Consider the following 13,856-nt stretch of genomic DNA (forward strand, 5'->3'; position numbering starts at 1 on the left):
AATGCGTCAATGCGTTAAACGGGAGGCGGCATGCACGGCATGACAACGGCATTGCCCAGCGGTAGCTGGACGCATTCCTTCGAGGAGGATGCGGACGGTATCGAGGTGTACCGGCCCACGGCCACCTTCGCCTTTCCTCCTAGCCGCAAGGGGCGCAATGTGCTGGAGTTCGGCGCGCCCGCCGGCGCCATGGCGCAAGGGGAGGCGACATTGACGTCCATGGCGCCCGGCCCCGACGACCGTCCCCGCGCCGGTCCCGTTACCCGGCTGGTGCCCCTGGGCATGGGCCGCTATGCGTTCGGTGATGCCAGCGGGGCGCGGGACGTGATCGATATCGTCGAAGCCACGCCCGACGTGCTGCGCCTGGCGCGGCGTTAAGGCTGGCCGCGCAGTTTGCAGGCGAGCGCCGTGCGGTTGTCCACGCCGAGTTTCTGGTAAATCGCATGCAGCTGGTTGCGCACGGTGGCCGGCGACTTGCCCAATTCCCTGGCGATGCTTTTATACGGCAAGCCTTCGGCTGCCATGGCCGCCACCAGCCGCTCGGCCGGGGTCAGGCGCTGCATGGCGGCCTGCCTGAAACGGTGTTTGTCATACCTGCTCTCCTGTCCGTGTGCGGCATGCCGGTGGCATGCCTGCAGGGATAACGGGAGCACGGCGCCTATCTGTAAAATTATTTTGCCCTGCCGCCAGGTGCGACGGACGAAAAAAAAGACAGGCGAACCTGTCTTTTCGTATGGATCGATGACGCTTAGCCGATGGCCGCCATGGACACCGGTTTCAGCTTGGCCGCCAGCGCCTTGCCCTTCTTCGCGCGCTTGCCGAAATGCTCGGTCAGGGCCGTGGCGCCGAGCGACGCATCCTGCGGCTTCGACGCGCGGCCGATGCCCGAGACCACCACGCCGCGCTGGGTGATCGGCTGCACGGCCAGCAGCTTGTCCTTGGCATCGAGGTCGATCAGCTTGACGCCGGTGCCGCCCTTGGACAGGGTTTTCATTTCGTCGAGGCCGAATACCAGCAGGCGCGCGCCTTCCGTCAGGCAGGCCAGGGCGCTGGCCGCCTCGGGGATGACTTTCGGCGCCAGAGGCACGTCGCCATCGTCCAGGGTGATGAAGGCCTTGCCGCCTTTCAGGCGGCTGCTCATGTCGCCCGCCTTGGCGATGAAGCCGTAGCCGGCGCTCGACGCCAGCAGCAAATTGGTGGCGCCATTGCCCGCGAAGTAGTGCAGGATGCGCACGGCGTTGCCGGGCGTGCCGCCGCTCAGGTCGCTCAAGGTCGTGATCGGTACGCCGTCGCCGCGCGCGTTGGGCAGCGCCGAGACGGGAACCGAGTAAATCTTGCCGTTGTTGCCAAAGCCCAGCAAGGTATCGACCGTGCGGCATTCGAAGGCGCCATGCAGCGTGTCGCCCGCCTTGAAGGTGAATTGCGCCGCATCGTGGCCGATGCCGGTGCGCGCGCGCACCCAGCCTTTTTCGGAAATGATGACAGTGACCGGTTCATCGACCACCTTCTGTTCGGCCACGGCTTTTTGCGCTTCCTCGATCAGGGTGCGGCGCGCGTCGCCGAACTGCTTGGCGTCCGCTTCGATTTCGCGGATGATGGCGCGCTTCATCGAGCCCGGGTTGTCGAGCAGATCTTGCAGCGACTTTTCTTCCTTGCGCAGCTCGGCCAGCTCCTGCTGGATCTTGATCGTTTCCAGGCGCGCCAGCTGGCGCAAGCGGATTTCCAGGATATCGTCGGCCTGGCGCTCGGACAACTTGAATGCGTCGATCAGGGCCGTCTTCGGTTCATCCGAATTGCGGATGATCTGGATCACCTTGTCGATATTGAGCAGGATCGCTTCGCGTCCTTCCAGGATATGGATGCGGTCCTTGACCTTGCCCAGTTTGTAGCCGGTGCGGCGCGTGACGGTCTCGAAGCGGAAATCGATCCACTCGCGCAGGATGTCGCCCAGGCCTTTTTGGCGCGGACGGCCATCGCCGCCTATCATCACCAGGTTGATCGAGGTCGACGATTCCAGCGAGGTGTGCGCCAGCAGCATCAGCATGAATTCCGTCTGGTCCTGGTTCTTCGACTTCGGCTCGAACACCAGGCGCACGGGCGCGGCGCGGCCCGATTCATCGCGGATGGTGTCGAGCGAATTGAGGATCAGCGCTTTCAGGGCCACCTGGTCCGGCGACAGCGCCTTCTTGCCCAGCTTGATCTTCGGATTCGTCAGCTCCTCGATTTCTTCCAGCACCTTTTGCGAGGAGGTGCCGGGCGGCAGTTCCGTCACGACGGCTTGCCATTGGCCGCGCGCCAGCTCCTCAATCTTCCAGCGCGCGCGCACCTTCATGCTGCCACGGCCGCTCGCATACATGTCGGCGATCTGCGATGGCGGCGTGATGATCTGGCCGCCCCCGGGGAAGTCGGGGCCGGGAATGATGGCCATCAGCTCGGCGTGCGTCATCTTCGGATCGCGGATCATGGCGACAGCCGCTTTCGCCACCTCCGCCAGATTGTGCGACGGGATTTCCGTCGCCAGGCCCACGGCGATGCCGGAGGCGCCGTTCAGCAGCACCATCGGCAGGCGCGCCGGCAGCAGCTTCGGTTCTTCCGTCGAACCGTCGTAGTTGGGCTGGAAATCCACCGTGCCCATGCCGATTTCATCCATCAGCAGCTTGGCGATCGGCGTCAGACGCGCTTCCGTGTAGCGCATGGCCGCGGCGCCGTCGCCGTCGCGCGAGCCGAAGTTGCCCTGGCCATCGATCAGCGGGTAGCGCAGCGAGAAATCCTGCGCCATGCGCACCAGCGCGTCGTACACGGACTGGTCGCCGTGCGGATGCAATTTACCGAGCACGTCGCCGACCACGGCCGCCGATTTGCGCGGCTTCGCCGTGGAATTCAAGCCCAGCTCATTCATCGCATACAGGATGCGGCGCTGCACGGGCTTCTGGCCGTCGCACACGTCGGGCAGGGCGCGGCCCTTGACGACGGAGATGGCGTAATCGAGATAGGCGCGCTCGGCAAAGGTGGACAGGGTCAGCGCTTCGCCGTCGAATACCGGTTCATCCGGCTCGATAGGCTCAGGCTGGGCATCGTCAAATAAATTGGTTTGTGTGGACATGGCGCTTGTTTCGGTGTTAAGTGGTTGCGGTTGAATTCGTGGGGCTGATTATGACAGCCTGGACTTGGAAAAGGACTTGCCGTACGTCAGATACATATAGCGCAAGGTCAGATACAGCACGGCCACGGCCAGCTCGACGCTGTTATGCATCATCGGCATGGCGCGGATGGACGGGGCGTGGCCGGCCAGCACGAAGCTGGCAAGGGACGGCACCAGCACCACCGGCCAGATCGTCTTCCATTTGAAATCGGTGGGGGAAAACAGCAAGCCGGCACACGACCAGGCATACAGCGCGGCGCCGACGAGGGCGGCCGGCAGCTGCTGCACATACAGTAGCGACAGCAAGCCCGCGCAGCCGATCAGCCATGCCGCGCGCAGGCGGGGCAAGAGCGCCTCCGGCCAGCCGCAATCGCCATACAGGCCGGTGGCGGTGCGCAGGGCTAGCATGATCAGGCAGAACATCAGCGGCGCGCTATTGCCGATGGCGAGGGCGGCGGAGCCTGCGCCGCTCAAAAACATGCCGAAGAACAGCGACGCGATCACCGTCAGGACCATCAGCATGCCATTCATCAGCTGGCGGTTCATCGCATAAGCGATCAGAGCCGACGCGCACAGACCGGCCGAGGTGATGAGGCGCACGCTGTCATGCCATGCTGGCAGGAAGAGCAGCAAGGCCAGCAGCAGATAGGGGGCGATCCAGGCCAGGTGCAGCAGGCCGGGACGCGCTTGCAGCACGGGCAGGCGCCGCTGCAGCGTTTCCTGCAGCGACTCCAGCTGCGTGAACAGCGGTGCGGGCCAGCGCAGGGCGTGCATGGCAAGCAGGGCAAAGGCTAGTGCCTGGAATCCCAGCAGGCTGGCATAGGCGGCTGCGTCGCCGAGCTTGAAGCCGGCCGCATCGAGCACACCCGCGAGCATGAAGTGCAGTACGAATCCCAGGCCAAACGAGGCGAGCGCCGTCTGCTTGAAGTAGCGTTTGGAGAGGATCGCCTGCTCCCATTGCGCGAATAGATCCGTATCGAGTTTATACGCCAGCATTTCAGCATGCTGCCAGCGTATCGTCTGCAGCAGTTCGCGCAGCTGCAGGTTGAATTTTTGGTCGAACAGCTGGCGCGCATAGGCCGACGGTGCCTGCTGCGACATGATGCAGTCCAGGCCCGGGTAGCTGTCGCGGTTGTCGCTGAAATGGGCGAACGAGCGGTCGGCCCGGTAGCGCTGCACGGCGCTGCGCACCAGATCCGCGTGGCTGCGCGCCAGGTAGGAAAAATCGCGGTCCCAGCCCAGTTGCTCGAACAGGGCCTGGCGCAGCGACTGGTCATAGCCGGCGCCGGCGCAATAGCGCAGCGCGCACAGCTCGAATTCCTCGCGCACGTCGAGGTTCAGCAATTCTTCGCGCTCGAGGAAGCCGGGCAGCAGGGCGGCCCCGTTGCGGCGTCGCGACTGCTCCAGGAATGCCTGCCACAGGCTGGCCGCTTCCTGGACGGGATCGACGGCGACCACGCCCCATAGTTCCGGCGGCGCTGCGGGCTCCTGGGCTATGACGCCCCACAGTTCCGCGGACGGCTCCTGTGCGGGTTCGTCGATGACGCCCCACAGGTCGGCCGGTTCCATGGGCCGCGCTTCTGGTGCTTCGGCCGTTTGCGCTTCCGGCAGTTCCTCGGCAAACAGGTGCGCATGGCGCAGCGCGTACTCATACGCTTCGCGCAGCTCCTGGAAGGCGGCCGGATCGTCTTCGGGTCGCGTCACCTTCAGGCGCTTCGCATACGCGCGCTTGAGGGCGCGCTCGTCGCAGGTCGGCTCCGTATCCAGGATTGCCCACAGGCTGCGCTGTCCGTTGTGCATGCCGCCGTCCATTTACAGGAAGCTCTCACTCTCGACCTGACGCAACACTTCGTCGAGCGCCTGGCGGGCCTTGCGGATGGTGTTCGGGTCCTGCGTTTCCAGCGCGGCCTGGAAATTGGCCGTGTGCGCCGCCAGGTACTGGCGCACGTCGCCCAGCGACTGTTCATACAGGCGGTCGGCGCGCGTGACCAGGGTGCGGTTTTCCATCTGTTCGCGCGGGTGGATCTTCAGGTCGGCCAGTTCCGCAAAGCGCTGCTCGATCTGTTCCGGCGTCATCACGCCCGCATTGTCGCTGATGATCATCTTGTGGCGTTCCTGCGTGGCCAGCACCGTCACTTCCGCTTCCAGCACGCCGCTGACGTCGTAGGTGAAGCGCACGTCGATGCCGATCTCGCCCGCTTTTTTTGCGGGTATCGGAAAGCTGATCTTGCCGAGGAAGACGTTGTCGGCCACCAGGCGCGACTCGCCCTGGAAGATCGCCACGTTGATTTCCTTCTGGTTGTCGTGGATGGTGGTGATGTTTTCCGTGCGCGAGACGGGCACCACGGAGTTGCGCTCGATGATGGGCAGGTAATGCCCGCCCTCATACTGGTTCGCGCCGACCTGGCGCGAAATCGAAATGCCCAGCGAATACGGCGCCACGTCCGTCATGACCACTTCGTCGAGGGCCGCGTCGCGCATCTTCAGGCCCGCCTGCACGGCGGCGCCCAGCGCCACGGCTTCGTCCGGGTCCAGGTGGATGGCGGGGAAGCGGCCGAACATGCGCGAGACGAGTTTGCGCACCAGCGGCATGCGCGTGGCGCCGCCGGCCAGCACCACTTCATCGAGTTCCGCGGCGCGAATGGTGGCGTCGCGCAGCGCCCGTTCCACGGGCAGGCGCAGGCGGGCCAGCAGCGGTTCGCACAGCTGCGCCAGTCTGTCTTCGCCGATCTCCCAGCTGTATTCCTTGTCCTGGTAGCGCGTGGCCATGCGCACGGATGGCTGCTCCGACAGCAGGCGCTTGACGCGTTCGGCTTCATCGCGCAGCAGTTGCTGCTGGCGCGGGTCGAACAAACGGCTGCCGGCCGCGTCGCGCAAGCCGCTGCCTTCCAGGAAGGCGTCGACCAGCACGGTGACGAAGTCTTCGCCGCCCAAAAAATTGTCGCCGGCCGAGGCGCGCACTTCCATCACGCCTTCGAACAGTTCCAGGATCGACACGTCAAACGTGCCGCCGCCCAGGTCGAAGACGAGGAATTTGCTTTCCTGTTCCTTGTCGCGGATGCCGTAGGCCAGCGCGGCGGCCGTCGGCTCGTTCAGCAGCCGCTCCACGCGCAGGCCCGCCAGCTGGCCGGCGATGCGCGTGGCCTTGCGCTGCGCATCGCTGAAATACGCGGGCACGGTGATGATGGCTTCCTCGACCTTATGGCCCAAAAAGGCTTCGGCATCTTCCTTCAGCGCGCGCAGCACCATCGACGACAGCTCTTCCGGACGGAATTGCTGCGTGCCGAGGGTGATCTTCTTTTCGCTGCCCATGTAGCGCTTGAAGACGGCCGCCGTCAGCTGCGGGTGCGTCTGCAGGCGTTCGCGCGCGGCGCGGCCCACCAGCACGCTGCCGTCGTCATCGATGCTGACGCACGACGGTGTCAGGTGCTCGCCCAGTGCATTCGGGATGATGGCAGCCTTGCCGTCGCGCCAGATGGCGACCAGGCTGTTGGTGGTGCCCAGGTCGATACCGATGATCATCAGATATCCGCCTCCGCCTCATTGCCGTGTTCCTCGATCCAGGCGCGGCGTCCTGCCGCTTCGCCCTTGCCCATCAACATGTTGAAGCGCGCGGAGGAAGTCATGTGGTCGATTTCGCCCAGAGTCACGGGCAGCAGGCGGCGCGTGTCCGGGTTCATCGTCGTTTCCCACAGCTGCTCGGCGTTCATCTCGCCCAGGCCCTTGAAGCGCGAGATCGACCAGGCGCCCTGTTTCACGCCTTCCTTGCGCAGCTTGTCCTCGATGGCGACCAGTTCGCCGTCGTCGAGCGCATAGATTTTCTGCATCGGCTTCTTGCCGCGCGCCGGCGCGTCCACGCGGTACAGGGGCGGGCGGGCGATGCAGATATGGCCCTTGTTGATCAGGGCCGGGAAGTGCTTGAAGAAGAGCGTCAGCAGCAGTACCTGGATGTGCGAGCCGTCCACGTCCGCATCCGACAGGATGCAGATCTTGCCGTAGCGCAGGCCGGACAGATCGGGCGAGTCGCCCACGCCGTGCGGATCGACGCCGATGGCCACCGCGATGTCGTGGATCTCGTTATTCGCGAACAGGCGGTCGCGGTCCGTCTCCCACGAATTCAACACCTTGCCGCGCAGCGGCAAGATCGCCTGGAATTCCTTGTCGCGGCCCATCTTGGCCGAACCGCCCGCCGAGTCGCCCTCGACGAGGAACAGTTCATTGCGCGTGATGTCCGACGATTCGCAGTCGGTCAGCTTGCCCGGCAGGACGGCGACGCCCGAGGATTTTTTCTTTTCCACTTTTTGCAGCGAGCGCTGGCGCGATTGCGCCTGCTTGATCACCAGGTCGGCCAGCTTCTTGCCGTAGTCGACGTGCTGGTTCAGCCACAGTTCCAGCGGCGGCTTGGTGAAGGTCGAGACCAGGCGCACGGCGTCGCGCGAGTTCAGGCGCTCCTTGATCTGGCCCTGGAATTGCGGGTCCAGTACCTTGGCCGACAACACGAACGAGGCGCGCGCAAACACGTCTTCGGGCAGCAATTTGACGCCTTTCGGCAGCAGCGAGTGCATTTCGACGAAGTTTTTCACGGCGCCAAACAGGCCGTCGCGCAAACCCGATTCGTGCGTGCCGCCATTCGAGGTGGGAATCAGGTTGACATACGATTCGCGCACGATGGCGCCTTCTTCCGTCCACGCCACCACCCAGGCCGCGCCTTCGCCTTCGGCAAAGCCTTCCGAATCCGGGCCAGCGTACTGCGCGCCTTCGAACAGGGGAATCAGGGTTTCGCCATTCGATACCTGCGCCAGCGTTTCGGTCAGGTAGCCGCGCAAGCCTTCCGCGTACTGCCAGGTCTGCGTATCGCCCGTCTTCGCGTTGGTCAAGGTGACGGTGACGCCGGGCAGCAGCACGGCTTTCGAGCGCAGCAGGCGTTGCAGTTCCGTTTGCGAGATATTCGGCGAATCAAAATATTTCGCGTCGGGCCAGGCGGTGACGCGCGTGCCGGATTTTTTCCCGTCGCGCGGGGCGGGGCGGGAACTCAATGGCTCGATCACGTCGCCATTCGCAAACACCATGTGATGCAAGCCGTTGCCGTCGCTTTCCTTGCGCCAGACGGTGATTTCCAGGCGCGTCGACAGCGCATTGGTGACGGACACGCCGACGCCGTGCAAGCCGCCCGAGAACGCGTAGGCGCCGCCCGAACCCTTGTCGAACTTGCCGCCCGCGTGCAGCCTTGTAAACACGATCTCCACCGTCGGTACGCCTTCTTCCGGGTGGATGCCGACGGGAATGCCGCGGCCATTGTCTTCGACGGTGATGCTGCCATCCGTATTTTGCGTGACGGCGATATGCGTGCAATGACCGCCCAGCGCCTCATCGGAGGCATTGTCGATCACTTCCTGAATGATGTGCAGCGGATTTTCAGTGCGGGTGTACATCCCCGGGCGCTGCTTGACGGGTTCCAGTCCTTTCAGGACACGGATGGATGATTCGCTGTAGTCGGATGCTGGTTTTTTAGTGGCCATACGTGTTCAAGCTAAGTAAAGACAGTGGTTGGAACGCCAGGCCAGGGCACTGCGGGGCGCAGTGACAACGGCGGCGATAACTGTATGAATATACAGTATATTCCGTCCAGCGTCACTGGCAGAGGGCAGTGCGGCAGGCTTGGCGTCCTTGTGCGGACGCTCGCGCATTCTATCTTGTCCAGCGAGCAATAGCGCTACTCCAGGGCAACAACAGTGCGCCGTGCGCGTGGTTTGGCGCCCATTGTGGACGATTTTATGCGGTAAAGCCGCCGTTTTTACATCTTGTTTACAAGCACCTCCCCAGTCTTTACGAATTTTTTAGACCCTTTTGGCTAATCTGCTCACTATCAAAACAAACCTGAATGAGGGTGGGAATGGATATCGTGTATCTCGGCTTGATTGCCGTTTTTTTCGTCGTGGCGGCCGCCTTTGCCGTCGCCTGCGACAAATTAGGGAGCGTCAAATGAACGCGTTTTATGTGCTGGGCGCCGTGGTCTCGGCTGGCCTGCTCGTGTACCTGCTGGTGGCGCTGCTGAAGGCGGAGGAACTGTGATGACGACGCAATCGATATTGCTGCTGGTGGCCTTCCTGGCCGTACTGCTGGCCGCCGGCTATCCGCTGGGCCTGTATATGGCCAGGGTGGCCGGCGACGGCCCCGTGCGCGGCCTGGGCTGGCTGCAAAAGCTGGAAAACCTGCTGTACCGCTGGTCCGGCCTGCCCGCCGACAAGGCCATGGGCTGGAAAAGCTATGCCATCGCCCTGATCGTGTTTAACACGGTGGGCGCCGTTTTCGTGTACGGCCTGCAGCGCCTGCAGGGCTTCTTGCCCCTCAATCCACAGGGCCTGGGCGCCGTCAGCCCCGATTCCTCGTTCAATACCACCGTCAGCTTCGTCGCCAATACCAACTGGCAGGGCTACGGCGGCGAGCAGACCATGAGCTACCTGACCCAGATGCTGGGCATGGCATGCCAGAACTTCTTTTCGGCGGCCACCGGCATCGCCGTGATCTTCGCGCTGGTGCGCGGTTTCGCCTCGCGCTCGGGCAAGTCGATCGGCAATTTCTGGGTCGACCTGGTGCGTTCCACGCTGTACATCCTGCTGCCGCTGTCGCTGGCCCTGTCCGTCGTCTTCATGGGCGAAGGCATGATCCAGAATTTTTCCGCTTACAAGGAAGTGACCCTGCTCGACCACGTGGCGTATGAAACGCCGAAAGTGACGGCCGACGGCCAGCCAGTGCTGGATACGGCCGGCAAACCCGTGATGGAAGCGCAAGTGGCAACCACGCAGACGATCGCCATGGGTCCCGTCGCTTCGCAGGAATCGATCAAGCTGCTGGGCACGAATGGCGGCGGCTTCTTCAATGCCAATTCCTCGCATCCGTATGAAAATCCGACCGTGCTGTCGAACTTCCTGCAGATGCTGGCCATCTTCATCATTCCCGCCGGCCTGTGCTTCACCTTTGGCCGCATGGTGGGCGACCTGCGCCAGGGCTGGGCCGTGCTGGCCGCCATGACCCTGATCTTTGTCGTCATGACGGCCGGCGTGATGAGCGCCGAGCAGCAAGCCAATCCGGCGTTGCAGGCGCTGGGCGTGGACCAGCAGGCCAGCAGCCTGCAATCGGGCGGCAATATGGAAGGCAAGGAAACGCGCTTCGGCATCAGCTCCTCGACCCTGTTCGCGGCGGTGACGACGGCGGCATCGTGCGGCGCCGTCAATTCCATGCACGACTCCTACATGCCCCTGGGCGGCATGGTGCCGCTGCTGCTGATGCAATTCGGCGAAGTGATTTTCGGCGGCGTGGGCACGGGCCTGTACGGCATGCTGATGTTCGCCATCCTGGCCGTCTTCATCGCCGGCCTGATGATAGGCCGCACGCCTGAATACCTGGGCAAGAAAATCCAGGCCTATGAAATGAAGATGGTGTCGCTGGCCATCCTGATTACGCCAGCCCTGGTATTGACGGGCACGGCGATCGCCGTGATGGTCGAACCGGGCAAGATCGGCGTGGCCAATCCGGGCGCGCACGGTTTCTCGGAGATCCTGTACGCCTTCACGTCGGCGGCCAACAACAACGGCAGCGCGTTTGCCGGCCTGTCCGCCAACACGCCGTTCTACAACGTGATGCTGGCGATCGCCATGTGGTTCGGCCGCTTCGGCGTGATCGTGCCCGTGCTGGCGGTGGCCGGTTCGCTGGCGGCCAAGCAGCGCCTGACGGCCAACGCCGGCACCATGCCCACGCACGGCCCCATGTTCATCGGCCTGCTGATCGGCGTGGTGGTGCTGGTCGGCGTGCTCAATTACGTTCCCGCGCTGGCCCTGGGCCCGATCGTCGAACACCTGCAACTTTTTACAAAATAAGAGGCTACCATGTCACGCACAAGCCTGACCTTGTTCGATTCCGCATTGATTGGCCCCGCCATCGTCGATGCGTTCAAAAAACTTGACCCCCGCACGCAGTGGCGCAGCCCCGTGATGTTCGTCGTCTATGTCGGCAGCATCATCACGACGCTGCTGGCCATCCAGGCCCTGAACGGCCAGGGTGAAGCGCCGTTCGGCTTCATCATCGCCGTCGCCGTGTGGCTGTGGTTTACCGTGCTGTTTGCGAACTTCGCCGAAGCGCTGGCCGAAGGCCGCAGCAAGGCCCAGGCGGCCTCGCTGCGCGCCCTGAAGCAGACGGTGATGGCAAAGAAAATGCAAACGCCGAAGTACGGCACTTCCTGGCTGCCGACGCCGGCCACCGACCTGCGCAAGGGCATGACGGTGCTGGTCGAGGCGGGTGACGTGATTCCCGCCGACGGCGAAGTGACGGCCGGCGTGGCCTCCGTCGACGAAAGCGCCATCACGGGCGAATCGGCGCCGGTGATCCGCGAATCGGGCGGCGACTTTTCGGCCGTCACGGGCGGCACCCGCGTGCTGTCGGACTGGTTGCTGGTGCGCGTTTCCGTCAACCCCGGCGAAGCCTTTATCGACCGCATGATCGCCATGGTCGAAGGCGCCAAGCGCCAGAAGACGCCGAACGAGATCGCCCTGACGATCCTGCTCGTGGCCTTGTCGATCGTGTTCCTGATCGTCACCGTGACCTTGCTGCCGTATTCGCTGTTTTCCGTGGCGGCGGCCGGCAGCGGCACGCCGGTCACCATCACCGTGCTGATCGCGCTGCTCGTGTGTCTGATTCCGACCACCATCGGCGGTTTGCTGTCCGCCATCGGCGTGGCCGGCATGAGCCGCATGATGCAGGCCAATGTGATCGCCACCTCGGGCCGCGCCGTGGAAGCGGCCGGTGACGTGGACGTGCTGCTGCTCGATAAAACGGGCACCATCACCCTGGGCAACCGTCAGGCCTCGACCTTTGTGCCGGCGCCCGGCGTGACGGAGCAGCAGCTGGCCGACGCGGCGCAACTGGCCTCGCTGGCCGATGAAACGCCGGAAGGTCGCAGCATCGTCGTGCTGGCCAAGCAGAAGTTCAACATCCGCGAACGCGAGATGGCCAGCCTGCACGCCACCTTCGTGCCCTTCACGGCGCAAACGCGCATGAGCGGCGTGGATATCCCTGGCGATCAGCTGGTGCGCCAGTTGCGCAAGGGCGCGGCCGATTCCATGAAAAAGTATGTGGAAGCGCTGGGCCAGCCGTATCCGGCCGAGGTGGCGCGCGCCGTCGACGATATCGCGCGCCGCGGCAGCACGCCGCTGGTGGTGGTCGATGATGGCCGCGTCATGGGTGTCGTGGAACTGAAGGATATCGTCAAGGGCGGCATCAAGGAGCGTTTTGCGGAACTGCGCCGCATGGGCATCAAGACCGTCATGATCACGGGAGACAACAAGCTGACGGCTGCGGCCATCGCCGCCGAGGCTGGCGTGGACGATTTTCTTGCCGAAGCGACGCCGGAAGACAAGCTGAAACTCATCCGCAGCTACCAGTCCGAAGGCCGCCTGGTGGCGATGACGGGCGACGGCACCAACGATGCCCCGGCGCTGGCGCAGGCCGACGTGGCCGTGGCCATGAACTCGGGCACGCAGGCGGCGAAAGAGGCGGGCAATATGGTCGACCTCGATTCGAATCCGACCAAGCTGCTGGAAATCGTTGAAATCGGCAAGCAGATGCTGATGACGCGCGGTTCGCTGACGACGTTCTCGATTTCGAACGACATCGCCAAGTACTTCGCCATCATCCCGGCGGCGTTCGTGGGCACCTATCCGCAGTTGAAGGCGCTCGACATCATGCACTTGTCCAGCCCCGCGTCGGCCATCATGTCGGCCGTGATCTTCAATGCCTTGATCATCGTCGTGCTGATCCCGCTGGCGCTGAAAGGCGTGCAGTACCGGGCCATCGGCGCGGCCAGCCTGTTGCGTCGCAATCTGCTGATCTACGGCCTGGGCGGCATCATCCTGCCCTTCATCGGGATCAAGCTGATCGACATGCTGCTGTCCGCACTCAATTTAGTCTAAAGGAACCATCATGAGCTCTATCGTACGTCCCGCCCTGGTCCTGTTTGCCGCGCTGACCGTGATCTGCGGCGTCGTTTATCCGTTTGCCACGGCCGGCATCGGACAGCTGGCTTTCAACGATGAAGCCAACGGCAGCATCGTCGAGCGTGGTGGCAAGCCCGTCGGCTCGATGCTGATCGGCCAGTCCTTCACCTCGCCCAAGTATTTTTGGGGCCGGCCATCGGCCACCGCGCCGATGGCCAATAACGGCGCCGGTTCGGGCGGCTCGAACCAGGGTCCGACCAATCCGGCCCTGGTGGACGCCGTCAAGGCGCGCATCGCCGCCCTGAAGGAAGCTGATCCCGGCAATACGCGCGCCATTCCCGTCGACCTGGTGACGGCGTCGAGCAGCGGCCTGGACCCGGAAATCAGCCTGGCGGCAGCCCTGTACCAGGCGCCGCGCGTGGCCCGCGTGCGCGCCGTGCCGCTGGCGCAGGTGGAAAACGCCATCGCCAAGGTGCAGAAAACCGCGTATATCGGCTTTTTCGGCGAACCGCGGGTGAATGTGCTGGAACTGAATCTGGCGCTCGATGCCATGGCAAAGTAAGCTGGCAACGGTGCGTAGGCCAGCAAACGTTGGCCTGGATCGGCGTAGGTCGGCGTAGGTCGGCTTAGCGCAGCGTAAGCCGACACCACCACCAGCCAGGCCAACAATGTCGTCGGATTACGCGCGCCCTTCGGACGCGCTAATCCGACCTACAATGCCCAAG

10 protein-coding genes are annotated in these 13,856 nt (G+C 63.8%); 5 read left to right on the forward strand and 5 right to left on the reverse strand.

Annotated elements, in window-relative coordinates:
* Positions 1-30 precede the first annotated feature (30 nt).
* A complete protein-coding gene (locus tag KY494_RS21595) occupies positions 31-378 on the forward strand; it encodes a hypothetical protein (protein WP_219888189.1) in 348 nt (115 codons plus the stop codon).
* Here KY494_RS21595 and KY494_RS21600 read toward each other — a convergent pair.
* The 5 genes from KY494_RS21600 to KY494_RS21620 all read right to left on the reverse strand — a co-directional run bounded on the left by KY494_RS21600 (position 375) and on the right by KY494_RS21620 (position 8,661).
* Positions 375-563, reverse strand: a complete 189-nt coding sequence (locus tag KY494_RS21600; protein WP_219888190.1) for a helix-turn-helix transcriptional regulator — start codon at positions 561-563, stop codon at positions 375-377. The two genes, KY494_RS21595 and KY494_RS21600, sit on opposite strands and share 4 nt — an antisense overlap.
* Positions 564-748: 185 nt before the next feature.
* Positions 749-3,103, reverse strand: a complete 2,355-nt coding sequence (parC, locus tag KY494_RS21605) for a DNA topoisomerase IV subunit A (RefSeq protein ID WP_219888191.1) — start codon at positions 3,101-3,103, stop codon at positions 749-751.
* Between the two features lie 48 nt (positions 3,104-3,151).
* Entirely contained in the window at positions 3,152-4,942 is a 1,791-nt protein-coding gene (locus KY494_RS21610) for a J domain-containing protein (protein WP_219888192.1), read from the reverse strand.
* 12 nt (positions 4,943-4,954) lie between these two features.
* Positions 4,955-6,664, reverse strand: coding sequence for a molecular chaperone HscC (locus KY494_RS21615; RefSeq protein WP_308836392.1), 1,710 nt, complete (start codon positions 6,662-6,664; stop codon positions 4,955-4,957).
* Positions 6,664-8,661, reverse strand: a complete 1,998-nt coding sequence (locus tag KY494_RS21620) for a DNA topoisomerase IV subunit B (protein WP_219888193.1) — start codon at positions 8,659-8,661, stop codon at positions 6,664-6,666. The genes KY494_RS21615 and KY494_RS21620 overlap by 1 nt, the downstream gene beginning before the upstream one ends.
* 463 nt (positions 8,662-9,124) lie before the next feature.
* Between KY494_RS21620 and kdpF the strand changes: the two genes are divergently transcribed.
* From kdpF to kdpC, 4 genes are read left to right on the forward strand one after another with little or no spacing between them, the layout of a single operon-like run.
* Positions 9,125-9,214: a K(+)-transporting ATPase subunit F gene (gene kdpF, locus KY494_RS21625; RefSeq protein ID WP_034746483.1), complete on the forward strand. Its 90-nt coding sequence runs from the start codon at positions 9,125-9,127 to the stop codon at positions 9,212-9,214.
* Complete coding sequence (kdpA, locus tag KY494_RS21630; RefSeq protein ID WP_219888194.1) at positions 9,214-11,019, forward strand: potassium-transporting ATPase subunit KdpA; 1,806 nt, start codon at positions 9,214-9,216, stop codon at positions 11,017-11,019. Before kdpF ends, kdpA begins: the two co-directional genes overlap by 1 nt.
* 9 nt (positions 11,020-11,028) lie before the next feature.
* A complete protein-coding gene (kdpB, locus tag KY494_RS21635; RefSeq protein ID WP_219132719.1) occupies positions 11,029-13,107 on the forward strand; it encodes a potassium-transporting ATPase subunit KdpB in 2,079 nt (692 codons plus the stop codon).
* Between the two features lie 10 nt (positions 13,108-13,117).
* Positions 13,118-13,693: a potassium-transporting ATPase subunit KdpC gene (gene kdpC, locus KY494_RS21640; RefSeq protein WP_219888195.1), complete on the forward strand. Its 576-nt coding sequence runs from the start codon at positions 13,118-13,120 to the stop codon at positions 13,691-13,693.
* Positions 13,694-13,856: the final 163 nt, after the last annotated feature.

The sequence above is a fragment of the Janthinobacterium sp. PAMC25594 genome (assembly GCF_019443505.1).
Lineage (GTDB): Bacteria > Pseudomonadota > Gammaproteobacteria > Burkholderiales > Burkholderiaceae_D > Janthinobacterium.

Excerpts from the sequence above, each read along its gene's own strand:
- KY494_RS21595 (WP_219888189.1), top strand. The coding sequence starts at position 31 with ATGCACGGCATGACAACGGCATTGCCCAGCGGTAGCTGGACGCATTCC.
- KY494_RS21600 (WP_219888190.1), bottom strand. The coding sequence starts at position 563 with ATGCAGCGCCTGACCCCGGCCGAGCGGCTGGTGGCGGCCATGGCAGCC.
- parC (WP_219888191.1), bottom strand. The coding sequence starts at position 3,103 with ATGTCCACACAAACCAATTTATTTGACGATGCCCAGCCTGAGCCTATC.
- KY494_RS21610 (WP_219888192.1), bottom strand. The coding sequence starts at position 4,942 with ATGCACAACGGACAGCGCAGCCTGTGGGCAATCCTGGATACGGAGCCG.
- KY494_RS21615 (WP_308836392.1), bottom strand. The coding sequence starts at position 6,664 with ATGATCATCGGTATCGACCTGGGCACCACCAACAGCCTGGTCGCCATC.
- KY494_RS21620 (WP_219888193.1), bottom strand. The coding sequence starts at position 8,661 with ATGGCCACTAAAAAACCAGCATCCGACTACAGCGAATCATCCATCCGT.
- kdpF (WP_034746483.1), top strand. The coding sequence starts at position 9,125 with ATGAACGCGTTTTATGTGCTGGGCGCCGTGGTCTCGGCTGGCCTGCTC.
- kdpA (WP_219888194.1), top strand. The coding sequence starts at position 9,214 with ATGACGACGCAATCGATATTGCTGCTGGTGGCCTTCCTGGCCGTACTG.
- kdpB (WP_219132719.1), top strand. The coding sequence starts at position 11,029 with ATGTCACGCACAAGCCTGACCTTGTTCGATTCCGCATTGATTGGCCCC.
- kdpC (WP_219888195.1), top strand. The coding sequence starts at position 13,118 with ATGAGCTCTATCGTACGTCCCGCCCTGGTCCTGTTTGCCGCGCTGACC.